This is a genomic window from Ruminococcus sp. AM42-11, assembly GCF_003480145.1.
Lineage (GTDB): Bacteria > Bacillota > Clostridia > Lachnospirales > Lachnospiraceae > Blautia_A > Blautia_A faecis.
In genome coordinates, this window is the sequence record NZ_QUIO01000009.1 from 1 (window position 1) to 16,742 (window position 16,742).

Annotated in this window: 14 protein-coding genes and 2 pseudogenes; 14 read left to right on the plus strand and 2 right to left on the minus strand. The window is 42.9% G+C overall.

Annotation, left to right across the window (positions count from 1 at the left end):
* The 14 genes and pseudogenes from DW904_RS07015 to DW904_RS07080 form a co-directional block, all read left to right on the plus strand.
* Nucleotides 1-647 (plus strand): Ig-like domain-containing protein (locus DW904_RS07015; protein WP_202187683.1); only part of this gene is annotated, 647 nt, incomplete at its 5' end.
* A gap of 147 nt (nt 648-794) precedes the next feature.
* The gene (locus DW904_RS07020) at nt 795-1,763 is read left to right on the plus strand and encodes a beta-ketoacyl-ACP synthase III (RefSeq protein WP_118578779.1); all 969 of its coding nucleotides are present in this window, start codon (nt 795-797) and stop codon (nt 1,761-1,763) included.
* Between the two features lie 269 nt (nt 1,764-2,032).
* A complete protein-coding gene (gene acpP, locus DW904_RS07025) occupies nt 2,033-2,257 on the plus strand; it encodes an acyl carrier protein (protein ID WP_118578781.1) in 225 nt (74 codons plus the stop codon).
* A gap of 145 nt (nt 2,258-2,402) precedes the next feature.
* Nucleotides 2,403-3,341, plus strand: coding sequence for an enoyl-[acyl-carrier-protein] reductase FabK (gene fabK / locus DW904_RS07030; RefSeq protein ID WP_118578783.1), 939 nt, complete (start codon nt 2,403-2,405; stop codon nt 3,339-3,341).
* Nucleotides 3,334-4,259: pseudogene (gene fabD, locus DW904_RS07035) on the plus strand (ACP S-malonyltransferase). The gene fabK and the pseudogene fabD overlap by 8 nt, the downstream one beginning before the upstream one ends.
* 148 nt (nt 4,260-4,407) lie before the next feature.
* Nucleotides 4,408-5,148 carry a 3-oxoacyl-[acyl-carrier-protein] reductase gene (fabG, locus tag DW904_RS07040; RefSeq protein WP_118578785.1) on the plus strand — a complete coding sequence of 247 codons (741 nt, stop codon included), beginning with the start codon at nt 4,408-4,410 and terminating at the stop codon, nt 5,146-5,148.
* The gene (fabF, locus tag DW904_RS07045) at nt 5,145-6,383 is read left to right on the plus strand and encodes a beta-ketoacyl-ACP synthase II (protein ID WP_118578787.1); all 1,239 of its coding nucleotides are present in this window, start codon (nt 5,145-5,147) and stop codon (nt 6,381-6,383) included. The genes fabG and fabF overlap by 4 nt, the downstream gene beginning before the upstream one ends.
* Nucleotides 6,384-6,489: 106 nt before the next feature.
* Complete coding sequence (gene accB / locus DW904_RS07050; protein WP_118578789.1) at nt 6,490-7,026, plus strand: acetyl-CoA carboxylase biotin carboxyl carrier protein; 537 nt, start codon at nt 6,490-6,492, stop codon at nt 7,024-7,026.
* A 121-nt stretch (nt 7,027-7,147) separates the two neighbouring features.
* Nucleotides 7,148-7,576 carry a 3-hydroxyacyl-ACP dehydratase FabZ gene (gene fabZ / locus DW904_RS07055; protein WP_118578791.1) on the plus strand — a complete coding sequence of 143 codons (429 nt, stop codon included), beginning with the start codon at nt 7,148-7,150 and terminating at the stop codon, nt 7,574-7,576.
* Nucleotides 7,577-7,612: 36 nt separating this feature from the next.
* A pseudogene (locus DW904_RS07060) lies at nt 7,613-8,976 on the plus strand (acetyl-CoA carboxylase biotin carboxylase subunit).
* Nucleotides 8,966-10,726 (plus strand): acetyl-CoA carboxylase carboxyltransferase subunit alpha, encoded by a 1,761-nt coding sequence (locus DW904_RS07065; protein ID WP_118578793.1) that lies wholly within the window; start codon nt 8,966-8,968, stop codon nt 10,724-10,726. The pseudogene DW904_RS07060 and the gene DW904_RS07065 overlap by 11 nt, the downstream one beginning before the upstream one ends.
* Before the next feature lie 99 nt (nt 10,727-10,825).
* Nucleotides 10,826-11,263, plus strand: a complete 438-nt coding sequence (locus DW904_RS07070; protein ID WP_330382748.1) for a MarR family transcriptional regulator — start codon at nt 10,826-10,828, stop codon at nt 11,261-11,263.
* A gap of 348 nt (nt 11,264-11,611) precedes the next feature.
* On the plus strand, nt 11,612-12,649 hold the full coding sequence (locus DW904_RS07075) for an ABC transporter substrate-binding protein (protein WP_118578795.1): 1,038 nt from the start codon (nt 11,612-11,614) through the stop codon (nt 12,647-12,649).
* Nucleotides 12,624-13,394 carry an ABC transporter permease subunit gene (locus DW904_RS07080; protein ID WP_118578797.1) on the plus strand — a complete coding sequence of 257 codons (771 nt, stop codon included), beginning with the start codon at nt 12,624-12,626 and terminating at the stop codon, nt 13,392-13,394. The genes DW904_RS07075 and DW904_RS07080 overlap by 26 nt, the downstream gene beginning before the upstream one ends.
* Nucleotides 13,395-13,491: 97 nt before the next feature.
* On the opposite strand, the gene nth is transcribed toward DW904_RS07080, so the two are convergent.
* Both nth and DW904_RS07090 read right to left on the minus strand, forming a co-directional pair.
* On the minus strand, nt 13,492-14,130 hold the full coding sequence (nth, locus tag DW904_RS07085; RefSeq protein ID WP_118578971.1) for an endonuclease III: 639 nt from the start codon (nt 14,128-14,130) through the stop codon (nt 13,492-13,494).
* A gap of 229 nt (nt 14,131-14,359) precedes the next feature.
* The gene (locus tag DW904_RS07090) at nt 14,360-16,618 is read right to left on the minus strand and encodes a glycogen/starch/alpha-glucan phosphorylase (protein ID WP_118578799.1); all 2,259 of its coding nucleotides are present in this window, start codon (nt 16,616-16,618) and stop codon (nt 14,360-14,362) included.
* Nucleotides 16,619-16,742: the final 124 nt, after the last annotated feature.

Below are 16,742 nucleotides of genomic sequence, written 5' to 3' on the forward strand. Positions count from 1 at the left end.
CGGAACCGACCCCGACTGCAAGCGTGGCTCCGACCCCGACTGCAAGTGCGGAATCGACTCCGACCGTAAGCGTGAAACCGACGCCGATCGTAAGTGCGGAACCGACCCCAACCGCGAGCGTAGCACCGATACCCACTGTAAGCGTCACTCCAATCCCGACTGCAACCCCAGTGCCGACTGCGACACCCGTGCAAACTACCACCACACTTACCTTACGGGTAAAACAAACCTACAAGTCCGGTGGTAAAATAAAGTCAGTCCGCACCACCAATAAGAAAATTGTCAAAGTGGATAAGAAGGGCAAAATCACTGGGAAAAAAGCTGGAAAAGCAACGGTAACCATCACTTATACCAACGGAAGCCGTAGGATTTACCAGGTAAAAGTGCAGAAAGGTATTGTAAAAACAATTGCTGTTTCCGTGAATAAACGGAATATAATCCTTGCCAGAAAAGGAAAAAGCTTTCAGCTGAAAGTTACTCGCACACCAGTCACCAGCCAGCAAAAAGTAACTTATAAAAGTTCCAATTCCAAAGTAGCAGCAGTAAATTCAAAAGGAAAAATAGTTGCGAAAAAGAAAGGAACAGCTACAATTACAGTGAAGTCAGGAAACAAAAAAATTACCTGCAAAGTCAAAGTAAAGAAATAACCCCAAAATACTGTCAGAACCGAAACAAAATAAAGTTTTGGTTTTGACAGTATTTTTTATTGACAAAGTCCAAAAATGTGATATACTTTGATAATCAAACTATTTTAAATTAAAAATAAGAACTATACAACATACCTGGAGGGTATTATGGTTGGAAAAATAAAGGGAACCGGTTCCTACAGGCCGGTTCAGGTGTGGGACAATGACAAACTGTCCCACATGATGGATACAAGTGATGAGTGGATTCGTGGGCGAACCGGAATCGGTCAGAGACACATTGCAAGCGGTGGAGAGACCGTTGCTTATATGGCAGCTCGTGCGGCTGAGGAAGCTCTTTCAGATGCAGGAATGCGACCGGAAGAGATTGATTTGCTCCTGGTGTCTACCATGTCATCTGAAAGAATCATGCCGTGTGCTGCATGCGAAGTGCAGAAACTGATCGGTGCAGTGAACGCAGCCTGTTTTGATCTGAACGGTGCATGCACAGGATTTCTGTTGGCGTTGAATACAGCCCAGGCCTATCTGGGACAGCAGATTTATCGCAGGGCATTGGTAATTGGTTCTGAAACTCTTTCCCATCTTACAAACTGGAAGGACAGAAGTACCTGCGTATTGTTTGGCGATGGCGCCGGTGCGGTGGTGCTGGAAGCGGAAGAAAATGCAGTCTATACCCAGGCTGTTCATTCTATTGGAAGCAGAGGCGAAGCCCTTACCTGTGTCAGCCGCAATCAGCAGCAATTTATAGAAAAAGACGCAGATATTTCTTCAACTTACATGCTGATGGATGGAAAAGAAGTATTCAAATTTGCAGTTTCCAAAGTTCCGGAAGTGATTATGGAGGTGCTGGAAAAAGCAGGAAAAACAAAAGAAGAAATCCGCTTTTACATGCTTCATCAGGCGAATAAAAGGATTGTTGCTTCAGTGTCAAAACACATGAACGAACCTTTGGAAAAGTATCCGATGAATATAGAAAATCTGGGAAATACATCCTCCGCAAGCATTCCGCTTCTCCTGGATGAGTGGAATAAAAAAGGCAGATTAAATTCAGGAGACTGGATTATCCTTTCAGGATTTGGCGGTGGACTTACCTATGGAGCCAGCCTGCTTCAGTGGTAAAAATGTGTATCAGGGCTTTGAAAAATAAAACTATAGCAGATAAAAAAGACTGCTTTGCCATGGAAATCAGGTAATTCAGGCTGATAAATACAGGTTGTTAGAGAGCGCTTTGAAAATCATTTCCGCAATTTGCGCGCCTATTTTGCAGAATGCCTTTTTCAACACACTCGGGTCATATAAAGTGAACAGCAACCAAGTAAAGCTTTGAATCATAAAAAGTTGAAAAATGGATTTGAAAATCTAAAAAACAAAATAAGGAGAACAAAAAAATGTTAGAAAAAATCAAAGAAATCGCAGCAGATTCATTAGGAGCAGACGTAAGTACAATGACAGCAGAAACATCTTTCAAAGAAGATCTCGGAGCAGATTCCCTTGATCTTTTTGAGATGGTAATGGCACTGGAGGAAGAGTTTGAGGTAGAGATTCCTACTGAAGATCTTGAGAATATTAAGACCATCGGTGATGTGGAAAGCTATCTTCAGAGTCGCCAGTAATTTGAAAATTTTGTATTCAGACTTTGGCAGTATACAGAAATAATCAGCCGGAATGTCAGGAAATATAAGTTATTTAAAGGATGATTCCGGCATGTATTTGCCATAGGTGGGTATGGTATAACGGAATTACAGAATGGAGAATTTCATGAAAACAGAAGTTACGGAATTACTTGGAATTGAATACCCGATCATTCAGGGCGGCATGGCCTGGGTGGCAGAATATCATCTGGCAGCAGCTGTTTCAGCAGCTGGCGGGCTTGGGCTGATTGGAGCCGCAAGCGCTCCTGCAGACTGGGTTCGACAGCAGGTACGGGAGGTGAAAAAACTCACCGATAAACCTTTTGGTGTGAATATTATGCTGATGAGTCCATATGCAGATGAGATTGCACAGGTAATTGTGGAAGAAAAAGTTCCAGTGGTTACAACTGGTGCAGGAAACCCTGAGAAATACATGAAAATGTGGAAAGAAGCAGGAGTAAAGATCATTCCGGTTATTGCTTCTGTGGCTCACGCAAAGAGAATGGAGCGATGCGGAGCGGATGCTGTAGTGGCAGAAGGATGTGAATCCGGCGGTCATATCGGTGAGACAACCACAATGGTTCTGGTGCCTCAGGTCGTAGATGCAGTGAACATTCCGGTTATTGCAGCTGGTGGAATCGCAGACGGAAGAGGGATTGCAGCAGCCTTCATGCTTGGTGCAAAAGCTGTTCAGATGGGAACTCATTTTGTGGCAACCACAGAGTGCTGGGCACATCAGAATTACAAAGATATGATACTGAAAGCAAAGGACATTGATACAAAGGTAACCGGTCGTTCCACCGGTCATCCGGTACGTGCTCTCCGCAATCAGATGACAAAAGAATACTTGAAAAAAGAGGCAGAAGGAGTTCCGTTTGAGGAACTGGAGCAGATGACGCTTGGCAGCCTGCGCCGTGCTGTTGTAGACGGAGATGTGAAAATGGGAAGCGTTATGGCTGGTCAGAGTGCAGGACTTGTGAAGGAGCAGATGAGCTGTCAGGAACTGATCAGAAAGTTGGTAAAAGAGACGGATGCGTTGTTGAAAGGAACTGGAATTTATGAGTAAGATCGCATTTCTTTTCCCTGGACAGGGAGCACAGAAGGCTGGAATGGGACAGGATTTTTATGAAAAGTATCCCTCTGCCAGACAGGTTTTTGACCAGGCAAGTCAATGGCTTTCTCTGGATATGAAAGCTCTTTGCTTTGAAAAAAATGACAGATTAAACCTTACAGAATATACGCAGGCAGCACTGGTAACTACTTGTCTTGCAATGGAAAAAGTGGTGGAGGAGTGTGGGCTTTATCCGGATATAACTGCCGGATTAAGCCTTGGAGAGTACTGTGCTATCGCTGTTTCAGGTGGAATGAGTGTGAAAGATGCCATAGTAACTGTGCGAAAAAGAGGAATCCTTATGGAACACGCAGTGCCGGCAGGAGAAGGCTCTATGGCAGCTGTTATAGGTCTTGATGCAGATAAGATCCAGACCGCAATTGCAGGAACAAAGGCTGAAATTGCCAATTATAATTGCCCTGGACAGATTGTTATCACAGGACCAAAACCCGCTGTAGAAGAAGCTTCTGTGAAGCTGAAAGAAGCCGGTGCAAGGCGTGTACTTTCCCTTGCAGTAAGTGGTCCTTTTCATTCCTCTTTGCTTCAAAATGCAGGAAAAGAACTGGAAAAAGAACTGTCAAAAGTAGAGTTTTCCGGTCTGAAGATTCCTTATGTGACCAATGTGACCGCCCAGTGTGTGACAGACATCAGCGAGACAAAAGATCTTCTTGCAAGGCAGATTTCTTCCTCTGTTCTTTGGCAGCAGAGTGTGGAAAGATGATTCAGGAGGGTGTGGATACTTTCGTAGAGATTGGTCCCGGAAAGACTTTGGCTGGTTTTATGAAGAAAATAGCGCCGGAAATGAAGACCTATAATATTCAGAATGTGGAAGATCTTGAACAGATTTCAGATCTTATACACAGTAGAAAATAAGATCAAAAACAGTTAATTAAAACAATACAGGTATTATCAGAAGCAGCCGATACGGAGAAATTCAGAAGTGGTTAACAAGGGGAAAGTTAATGCTTGTCGTGCTGGAAAAATATGATATTTACCTGACTTTACAGGAGTAAAACAAGGAATGAATGCAGAAAAAAAGATTGCAGTTGTAACAGGTGCTTCCCGTGGAATTGGAAGAGCGATTGCTCTTGAGCTTGCTGCTAAGGGAGCATTTGTAGTTATAAATTATAATGGTTCAAAAGAAAAAGCAGAGGCAGTGAAAGCAGAGATTATTGCTGCCGGAGGTTCGGCTGAAACCAGTCAGTGCAACGTATCTGACTTTGATGCCTGCGGCGCTTTTATTAAAGAAACAGTAAAAAAATATGGACAGATAGATATCTTGGTGAATAACGCAGGAATTACAAAAGACGGGCTTCTGATGGCAATGAGTGAGGATGATTTCTGTAGGGTTATAGATACAAATCTTAAAGGAACTTTTAACTGCATTCGTCATGTGGCCAGACAGATGTTGAAGCAGAAAAGCGGACGCATTGTAAATATGGCATCCATTGTTGGCCTCGGCGGAAACCCCGGACAGGCTAATTATGCAGCCTCAAAAGCAGGTGTGATCGGTCTCACAAAGACTGCAGCAAAGGAACTTGCATCAAGAGGAATTACCGTAAATGCCGTTGCTCCTGGCTTTATCAGAACGGACATGACAGATGTACTTTCTGATAAGGTAAAAGAAGAAACCTTGAAGAATATTCCTATGGGAACTTATGGTGAACCGGAGGATGTAGCCAAGGCAGTAGCATTCCTGGCATCACCGGAAGCCAGATATATTACAGGGCAGGTTTTGTGCGTAGACGGAGGAATGTTATGAGTAAAAGACGTGTAGTGGTGACTGGACTTGGAGCAGTAACACCTGTGGGAAATAATGTGCAGGCCTTCTGGGAAAGTGTAAAAACAGGTAAGGTAGGAATTGGAGAAATTACCAGATTTGATACTGCAGATTTTAAGGTGAAGCTTGCGGCAGAAGTAAAAGATTTTAATGCAAAAGATTATATGGATTTCAAATCTGCCAAACGAATGGAACTGTTTTCCCAATATGCAGTGGCTGCAGCAAAGGAGGCTATGGCAGATGCAGGAATTGAAATGGGAAAAGAAGATCCTTTCCGTGTCGGAGTGATCGTGGGATCCGGAATTGGAAGCCTTCAGGCAATGGAATCTGCAGATCAGAGACTGATCCAGCGCGGACCATCCAAGGTTGACCCTCTTCTTGTTCCCAAAATGATCAGCAATATGGCCGCTGGAAACGTATCCATTGCTCTTGGTGCAAGGGGAAAATGCACCAACGTAGTGACTGCCTGTGCGTCTGGAACACATTGTATCGGAGATGCATTTCGTGCAATCCAGTATGGTGATGCAGAGGTTATGATCGCAGGGGGAACGGAAGGTGCGATCAGCCCGGTTGGTGTGGCGGGATTCACGAATCTGACCGCCCTTAGCACCAGTCAGGATCCATATCGTGCGTCCATTCCATTCGATAAAGAAAGAGGCGGTTTCGTAATTGGAGAAGGAGCCGGAGTTGTTGTTCTGGAGGAACTTGAGCATGCAAAAGCACGTGGTGCGAAGATCTATGCTGAGGTAGTGGGATATGGCGCAACTGCCGATGCCTACCACATTACGTCTCCGATTGAAGACGGCAGCGGAGCGGCACGTGCTATGACGGATGCAATGAAAGAAGCTGGTGTACAGCCAGAAGAAATCGACTACATTAATGCGCATGGAACCGGTACACACCACAACGATCTCTTTGAGACAAGAGCCATTAAAGCAGCCCTTGGAGATGCGGCAAAGAAGGTAAAAATCAATTCTACCAAATCTATGATCGGACATCTTTTAGGAGCCGCCGGAGGTGTGGAAGCTGTTGTCTGTGTGAAGTCCATTGAGGAAGGTTTTATTCATCAGACTGTAGGCACAAAGGAGACAGAAGAAGAGTTGGATCTCGATTATTGTATCGGCGGACCAACACGGCAGGAAGTAAATTATGCTATGAGTAATTCTCTTGGATTTGGTGGACATAACGCAGTACTTTTAATGAAAAAATACAGGTAAAAGTGAGTAATATCAGTTTACGAAGCCTGTAACTTTGAAGGTACTGAACAGCTACATTTAAAGTATGAATTGCTGCAGAAATTGCTGTAAATAAGGAGAAAAAATCATGGAATTTGAACAGATATTAAAGTTGGTTGACCATGTATCAGCTTCTCATCTGGAGTCTTTCTGCTATGAAAGTGATGGAGTGAAACTGACTTTAAATAATAAAATTGCACCTGTGATCATACCTGGAACCATGCAAAATAACATATTATCTGGTGCTGAAACAGGAGAAAAAGGTTTCGTATATGGAGAAAAGTATAGCATTTCAGAACAGGCTCCAGATAGAAAAATGGCGGATAAAGAACTTTCTGCAAGTGAGAAAAAACAGGCTTCAGATACAATGATTTCCAACGGAGAACCAACAGGAAATACTGTGAAATCTCCTCTGGTAGGAACATTCTATGCAGCTCCATCTGAGGATGCTCCTGCCTTTGTAAAAGTGGGAGATATAGTAAAAAAAGGACAGATTCTTGCTATTGTAGAAGCTATGAAACTGATGAACGATATTGAAAGCGATTTTGATGGAGAAGTTGCAGAAATTCTGGTTGAAAACGGTCAGCCTGTAGAGTATGGACAGCCGTTATTTGTAATCCGTTGATATAGAAAGAAGCTAAATTTTATAATATCCATGTTAAAAGGTCAGAATCCCTTTTGACACGCAGACCATTTTATCAAAAATAGGATAAATACATTTGTTTTTCAATGAAATAGGAGCAGATATGAATCACTTAAATATAAAACAAATTGAGGAAATCCTTCCTCATCGTCACCCGTTCCTTTTGGTTGACTACATCGAAGATTATGAACCGGGAGAATTTGCTGTTGGCTATAAATGTGTCACATTCCGGGAGGATTTTTTTAAAGGACATTTTCCCCAGGAGCCGGTAATGCCAGGCGTTCTGATCGTGGAGGCACTGGCACAGACAGGTGCGGTCGCGATTCTTTCCAAGCCTGAAAACAAAGGCAGGATTGCTTACTTTGGCGGCATTGATAAGTGCCGGTTTAAAGGGAAAGTTCAGCCTGGAGATAAGCTAAAACTGGAAATGAAAGTCATGAAACAGAAAGGGCCTATGGGTGTTGGAGAGGCTGTGGCAACTGTGGATGGAAAGGTTGTAGTGAAAGCGGAACTTACTTTTATGGTGGGCTAGATAGATGTATATAACGATACTCGGAAGGGTGAAATTATGATCAGAAAGTTATTAATTGCCAATCGCGGAGAAATTGCCGTAAGGATCATCCGCGCCTGTCGGGAAATGGGAATAGAAGCAGTTGCAGTGTATTCTGAGGCAGACAAAGAAAGCCTGCATACGCAGCTTGCAGACGAAGCCATCTGTATTGGACCGGGACCTTCTGTTAAAAGTTATCTGAATATGGAAAGTATTATCAGTGCCGCCATAGTATCCGGTGCAGATGCAATACATCCTGGATTTGGCTTCTTATCTGAAAATGCCAGATTTGCCCAGATTTGTGAGCAGTGCGGCATCACTTTTGTGGGACCTCCATCACAGGTAATCCAGAATCTGGGAAACAAACAGATTGCCAGAAATACCATGGAAGCAGCAGGAGTTCCAGTAATCCCCGGCACTACAAAAGCTATTCTGGATGTGGAAACAGGAGCAAGAGAGGCCAGTCAGATTGGCTATCCGGTCATCATAAAAGCAGCTCTTGGAGGCGGTGGAAAAGGTATGAGAACTGCCTTCTCTCCGGAGGACTTTGAACTGGCATTTCTTACAGCCAGAAGGAATCTCAGATCGCATTTGGAGATGGAACCATGTATATCGAGCATTTTGTGGAACATCCCAGACATATTGAATTTCAGATCCTTGCAGACAGTCATGGAAATGTAGTACACCTTGGAGAAAGGGACTGTTCGATTCAGCGAAATCATCAGAAAATGATTGAAGAATCTCCTTCTATGGCAGTGTCAGAAGAGCTGCGGAAAGAGATGGGAATTGCAGCAGTAAAAGCGGCGAAAGCAGCACATTATGTAAATGCCGGAACCATTGAATTTCTCCTTGAAAAGACAGGGAAATTTTATTTTATGGAGATGAATACCCGTATTCAGGTTGAGCATCCTGTGACAGAATGGGTTACCGGTCTGGATCTGGTTAAGGAGCAGTTAAGGATTGCTTCCGGGGAAGCTCTGCCTTTTTCCCAGGAAGATATTCATATTCAGGGACATGCTATAGAATGTCGTATTAATGCCGAAAATCCATGGAAAAATTTTCGCCCGTCACCTGGAACAATCACGGATCTTCATCTTCCCGGAGGCCAGGGAATCCGGGTAGATACAGGAATTTACAATGGTTATCAGATTCCACCGTATTATGATTCCATGCTTGCAAAGCTGATCGTACACGGCAATAACCGTGAGGAAGCGATTGCAAAAATGAAAAGCGCTCTTGGAGAAATGATCATTCAGGGTGTTGATACAAATGTAGACTATCAGTTTGAAATTATGAACGATCCGGACTATCAGAAAGGTGTATTTGATATCGGCTTTCTGGAGAGTCATCAGATCGGAGGAGTGAAGGTAAATGAAGCTTAGATATGCCTTTAAACGTACAATTGCAAACAAATCTGCAGGTGCAGATAAAGAACTGAAACCAGAAGTGCCGGATGGTATGCTGAAGAAATGCAATGCCTGCAAGGCCGCTGTATTTGTAGATGAGGTGAAAAAGAATGCCTATATCTGTCCGCATTGCGGTAATTATTTCCGTGTTCATGCAAGGAGAAGAATCGAAATGCTGGCAGATGAAGGAACCTTTGAAGAGTGGGATAAGGTAATGCCAATAAGTAATCCTTTGTCCTATAAGGGGTACGAAGAGAAGGTAAAAAAGCTTCAGGAAAAGACAAATCTGGACGAAGCAATTGTCACAGGAAAGGCAAAAATAGGTGGAATATCTGTAGTGCTTGGAGTGTGTGACAGCCGTTTTCTCATGGCTAGTATGGGAGAAAATGTGGGAGAAAAAATTGCCAGAGCAGTGGAAAGGGCAACACAGGAACGTTTGCCTGTAGTGCTTTTTGCCTGCTCAGGAGGTGCCAGAATGCAGGAAGGAATTGTATCCCTGATGCAGATGGCAAAGACTTCCGCAGCTTTAAAAAGACACAGCGATTCCGGGCTTCTTTATATCAGTGTCCTTACGAATCCAACTACCGGTGGTGTGACAGCAAGCTTTGCCATGTTGGGAGATATTATCCTGGCAGAACCAGGTGCATTAATTGGTTTTGCAGGTCCCAGAGTGATAGAACAAACGATCCGGCAGAAGCTTCCTAAAGGATTTCAGAGTTCAGAATTTCTGTTGGAACATGGATTTATTGATCAGATTGCAGAACGAAAGAACATGAAAGAAACACTGGCCAGACTCTTGAAAATGCACTGTAAAAATGACTGCGCAGAAAGTCTGGAAGGGCAGGAAAATGCAGAGAATATTTCTGTAAAAAAATCTGATTCAGCTGATAGCATGTCTGTAAACAGCAAATTGAATGTGGATTTTACGACGAAAATTACAGCAAAAAAATCTGCCTGGGAGCATGTTTCTCTTGCACGAAGCAAAGAACGTCCAACAGGAAAAGATTATCTTCCATGGCTGTTTGATTATTTTACAGAGCTTCATGGAGACAGGCTTTTTGGTGATGATCCGGCTCTGGTTGGCGGTATTGCATACCTGGCAGGAAAGCCTGTAACTGTGATTGTCCAGGAAAAAGGAAATGGTACAAAAGAGAATATTGCCCATAATTTTGGCATGGTTTCTCCGGAAGGTTATCGAAAATCCCTGCGTCTTATGAAGCAGGCAGAAAAGTTCCACAGACCAGTGATCTGCCTTGTGGATACACCTGGGGCATTCTGTGGACTGGAGGCGGAAGAACGGGGCCAGGGAGAGGCAATTGCCCGAAATCTGTATGAGCTCTCAAGCCTTAAAGTTCCGGTGCTTTCTATTGTAATCGGAGAAGGCGGCAGCGGTGGAGCCCTTGCTCTTGCCGCAGGTGATCAGGTCTGGATGATGGAGAATTCCATTTATTCAATTCTTTCCCCAGAAGGCTTTGCATCTATTTTGTGGAAAGACAGCACACGGGCAAAGGAAGCGGCAGAAGTAATGAAGCTGACAGCCACAGATCTGAAGAACCTTGGAATTATTGAGCAGGTAATCCCTGAGAATCAGCCTCTTACCAGAGAAAATATGGCAGATACCATGGAAGAGTTGAAAAACAGAATAGAAGAATTCCTGGAAATATATCAGATGCTTGAGCCGGAAAAATTACTGAATAAGCGCTATACTCGTTTTAGAAATTTGTAAAATTGTAGAAAAACATATCAAATTGTGATATACTTACCGTAAATATTTGCTTGAATGTTTTATAGAAAATAATGTTGTCACATTATAGGAGAGAAAAGAGTGGAGAACAGGGAAGTTATTAATGATGTACTGGTACATCTGTTTAACGAGATTATGGAGCTGGAAGAGCAGGCAATCATTACGGAAGAATATAAGGATATCACGAATAATGATATGCATATTATTGAAGCTGTAGGCCTTGGTGGGAACAAAATGTCCGACATTGCGGCCAAACTGAATATCACCGTAGGTTCCCTGACTACTTCCATGAACAGCCTTGTAAAAAAGGGATACGCCACAAGGGAGCGAAGTGAGCAGGATCGCCGTGTGGTATTTATCCATCTCACCCTGAAAGGAAGAAAGGCATATCATCACCATGCGGAATTTCACCGCAAAATGACAGATGCAGTGCTTGATGTACTGGACGAGAAGGAAGCGCTTGTCCTTGCCAAGGCCCTGGACAGTCTGACCCTTTTCTTCAGGCAGTATAAAGCATGATATGGGTAGAACCGGATTATTTTGACTGTGACGAAACTGAATTTCTCTTTTTCCTGAATTCCATGTTTTGATCTGGATAATGATTATGACGCATATAGTTTGACTATAAATCCAAGAGACAAATATCTGACTGCTGTAGCAGTATAGTTTCTATTACGGTTACTGTTCACTCCGTTCACAGTAACACGCTTCGCGATGCACAGAAATCATGCTTTGCATGATTTCGCGCCGCAACTCTCGGGTTTTCTGTGAACTTTGTTCACAAAAAACACCTCGCGGAATGTTACCAGTGAACAGTAACCTATTACGAACTGATGGGATCAGGTAAAGATCCGGAAAGGACATTCTATGAAGAGAAGAGCATTATCATGGTTTATGGCAGCTGCACTTGGTGTTGGAACAATGGCTGGAGGTATTGGAAGCGCAAATATTGTATTGGCAGAAGAACAGAATGAAGAAACGGAAGCGGCAGATGAGACATCAGAAGAGCCAGCTGATGAGACGGATACAGACAGTTCTGTAATGAAAATTGGGGCACTAAAGGGGCCTACTGCAATGGGAATGGCACAGCTTCTGGACGATGAGAATTATGAGTTTTCCCTTGCTGCATCTCCAGATGAAATTGTTCCAATGATCGTTCAGGGACAGGTAGATGTAGCTGCTGTTCCATCCAATTTAGCCTCCGTTTTATATCAGAAAACAGATAAAAACGTTAGCGTTCTGGCAGTAAATACTCTTGGTGTTCTTTATCTGGTGGAGAATGGTGATTCCATTCAGTCTGTAGATGATTTAAAGGGAAAAACGATTTATGCCAGCGGTAAAGGTGCAACTCCGGAGTATGCGTTAAACTCTGTTCTGAAGTCTAATGGACTGGATCCGGAGAAGGATGTGACCATTGAGTACAAGTCTGAGCATGCAGAGGTTGTAGCAGCGCTTGCAGAAGACCAGACAGCAGTTGGACTTCTTCCACAGCCTTTTGTAACCACTGCACTTATGAAGAATGAGAACCTTCGTGTGGCCCTTGACCTGAATGAGCTTTGGGAGTCTTCTGCAACAGATGGAAGCAGGCTGGTAACAGGTGTTGTAATTGCCAGAAATGATTATCTGAAAGAGCATGAAGCAGATATTGATGCGTTTATGGATGCATATAAGGACTCTGTAGAATTTGTAAATTCTGATACAGAAGCAGCTGCCCAGATCATTGGAAACCATGATATTATTCCGGCAGAAGTTGCAGCAAAAGCCATTCCGGAATGCAGTATTGTATTTATGGAGGGCGACGAAATGCAGACCATTCTTTCCGGCTATCTGAACACACTAAATGAGCAGAATCCGGAAACAATCGGAGGTCAGTTACCAGATGAGGACTTCTATTATAAACGCTGATAAGGCAAAAAAATATCGGATATTTTATAAAATTGTGGCAGCTGCTGTATGGATTATGGTATGGCAGCTGACCAGTATGTGGCTGAAACAGGAGATCCTTCTGGCATCTCCTGTTTCTGTTATAAAGAGACTTACCGAATTGATTGTAATGGAAGATTTCTGGAAATCTGTGGTGTTCAGTTTCGTAAGGATTATACTGGGATTTTCTCTGGCTTTGATCCTGGGAACGGTTCTGGCGGCGCTTTCTTCTGCTTTTTTTGCTGTGGAAGTGCTGATGGAGCCATTGATCATGGTGATAAAAGCTACGCCAGTTGCTTCTTTTATCATTCTGTGCCTGATTTGGATCCCATCCAGAAACTTATCCGTTTTTATTTCGTTTCTCATGGTTTTTCCAGTGGTATATACAAATATTCTGGAAGGAATCAGGCAGACGGACAAACAGCTTCTGGAGATGGCAGATTCCTTTGGAGCGGGAGTGGGAAAAAAATTACAATTTATCTATCTTTCCCAGGTTATGCCATATGCAGTTACTGCCTGTAAACTGGGACTTGGTCTCTGTTGGAAAGCGGGAATTGCGGCTGAAGTAATCGGCATTCCTGCTGGTTCCATCGGTGAAAAATTATACAAAGCCAAGGTGTATCTGGAGACACCAGACCTGTTTGCATGGACAATTGTCATTATTGCAGTGAGTGTGGGATTTGAGAAGATTTTTATGTTTGCGTTGAGAAGAAGTGTGGGAGAATAACCGTAAAAGGAAGCATTTTCGAGAAAATATCCGGGCGAAAATGCTTCCTTTTTATAGGGAGCTTTAAAACCTGCATATCCTGCAGAAAGCCTTTGCTTTAGTCTACTCCGTTTTTTGCGCAGATATCAGCGAGACAGCATCTGTCGCAATAAGGCCTGGTTCTGGCAGTACAGACTTTCCGTCCGTGGTTTACCAGGCGGTGACAGAAGTCATTTCCCTCTTCCGGCGGAATGATTTTCCACAGTGCCATTTCAACTTTCTTAGGATCCTTGATTCCATCCACAAGGCCAATCCGGTTGGTGAGACGAATGCAGTGTGTATCAGTGACAATAGCTGGTTTACCGAATACATCGCCCATGATCAGATTGGCACTTTTGCGTCCTACACCAGGGAGGGCGAGAAGAGCGTCAAAGTCACATGGAACATTGTCATGGTATTTTTCATGCAGGATTTTCATGCATGCGCTGATGTCTCTGGCTTTACTTTTTCCCAGTCCGCAAGGCTTTACAATCGCTTCAATTTCTTCAGGGGTAGCTGCTGCAAGTGCGGCTACGTCCGGATATCTGGCATACAGATCCTGCACTACAACATTGACTCTGGCATCTGTACACTGTGCTGCCAGCCGTACGCTAACCAACAGTTTCCAGGCTTCATCGTAATCAAGAGTGCAATCTGCCAGGGGGTATTCTTTCTTTAATCGATCTATCACTTCAAGAGCGAGTTCTTCCTTTGTCATTTTGTAAAATCCTTTCATGAATGATGTATTCATTGTAATTGGAAATCCTCGATTTTGCAAGGTTATGCTGCTTTATTTTGTACGAACTTAGGGGAACAGTAATGGGAAAAAGATCACTGTTGACTCTGCAGACAGTAACAGAAAAAGAGTAATACTTCAGAGTGAAAATGTGAATATTGTTAAAAAAAATCCCGCGACAGCTATATATACTGCCACGGGATGGACTTTTTTAGTTTAAATGCCAGATATCTTTATTATACTGCTCAATGGTTCTGTCAGAAGAGAAGAATCCGGCTTCTCCGATATTTACGAGCATTTTCTTTGCCCAGCTGTTACGGTCTTCATAATCTGCAAATACCTGATCTTTAACTTTAATATAATCTTTGAGATCCAGCAAAGTCATAAACCAGTCTTTATTCAAAAGCTCGTTATAGAAGTTTCTCAGATGTTCCTCTTTACCAAGCTTCAGCATCGGCTCGCTGACAATAAAATCTACATACTTTTTAATATCAGCATCTCCCTCATAAATTGATCTGGAATTGTAATCCATCTTCTCATAATGCTTGATAATTTCATCACTGGACTCACCAAAGATATAAATATTATCCTTGCCAACCAGATCGCTGATCTCAACATTTGCTCCGTCCATAGTACCAAGAGTAATAGCACCATTCAGCATAAACTTCATGTTTCCGGTACCGCTTGCCTCCTTGGAAGCCAGGGAAATCTGCTCGGAAATATCGCAGGCAGGGATCAGTTTTTCAGCAGCACTTACATTGTAGTTTTCCACCATAACAAGCTTCATATAAGGTGCTACGTCCGGATCATTCTGAATCAGGGTTTCCAGAGTCAGAAGCAGATGAATGATATCTTTTGCAATGTAATAAGCAGGAGCTGCTTTTGCACCAAAGATGAAAGTAATCGGTCTTTCCGGTTTCTTTCCGTCTTTGATTTCCAGATACTTATAAATAATATAAAGAGCATTTAACTGCTGACGTTTATACTCATGAAGTCTCTTGATCTGGATATCAAAAACACTGTTTTCATCAATCTCGATGCCAGTATTTTCCAGAACAAAATCCTTGCAGATCTTCTTTGCATTTGTCTTGATCTCAAGCAGCTGATCCAGAACCTTCTGGTCATCTTTGTAAGCCAGAAGCTTCTTCAGTTCATCGGCATCTTTCTTATAACCCTCTCCAATAAGTGAAGAAATAAACTTGGTCAGTGGCTGGTTGCAATACATTAACCAGCGGCGGAAAGTAATACCATTGGTCTTATTATTGAATTTTTCAGGATAAATTTCATAAAACTGATGCAGCTCGGAGTTCTTCAGAATCTCTGTATGAAGGGCTGCAACACCATTGATTGAGAAGCCATAATGAATGTCCATATGTGCCATATGAACCAGATTATTGCTGTCAATAATAGCAAGATTTTCAGCCGGATATTTGGCTTTTACTTTTTCATCCAGCTTGCGGATGATCGGAACCAGCTGTGGAACAATGTCTTCCAGATAATGGATTGGCCATTTTTCAAGTGCCTCAGCCAGAATTGTATGATTGGTATATGCACATACATGGGAAACGATTTCAGCAGCTTCATCAAAGTCAATTCCACGCTCACCAAGAAGGCGGATGAACTCAGGAATGATCATACTTGGGTGAGTGTCGTTGATCTGAACGACAGCATAATCAGCCAGATCATGAAGGTTGCTTCCCTTGGAAACTGCCTCATCCAGAATCAGCTGAGCGGCATTGCTGACCATGAAATACTGCTGGTAAACACGAAGCTTACGTCCATCTTCATCACTGTCATCCGGATACAGGAACAGTGTCAGATTGTGGAGAATATCCTTTTTGTTAAAGGTAATTCCATCATGAACCATGGACTCATCTGCCAGATCAATGTCAAAAAGATTAAGGTGGATCGCTTTGTTTTCATAGCCTGCAACATCAATACTATACATGGTAGATTTCAGGGAAAAACCTCTGAAAGGAACCATATAAGTTACATTTGTAGCAGTCAGCCAGGAATCAGGAGTGATCCATGGATTCGGTACTTCATGCTGAAGATTGTCTTCAAAAACTTGTTTGAAAAGTCCAAGATGGTAATTCAGACCAATACCTTCTCCAGGAAGTCCAAGTGTTGCAATAGAATCCAGGAAACATGCAGCCAGACGTCCAAGACCACCATTTCCAAGAGATGGTTCCGGCTCAACAGATTCAATTTCTGCAAGAGATTTGCCATTTTTTTTCAGAAATTCTGCAACCTCATCGTAGATTCCAAGATTGATCAGATTGTTGGAAAGAAGCTTACCAATGAGAAATTCGGCAGAAATATAGTAAATTTTTTTCTTGCCATCGTGATAGCCTTTTGCAGCTAACTGCTCTTTTGTATAGGTGAGAAGTGCTTCGTATACTTCCTGGTCGGTACATGCTGCGCAGTCTTTGTGGAACATGTTCTGGATCATAGTTTCTAAAGCTTTCATAATTATTTTCTCCTTTCGAGAGCGTGTGAATGATGCTCGTCTGAAATCCACCGGTATGCCTGATGCCGTGGACATCACCTTTGTTCGATGGTGTTATATTAGCATATGCATCTCTTAGAAAAAT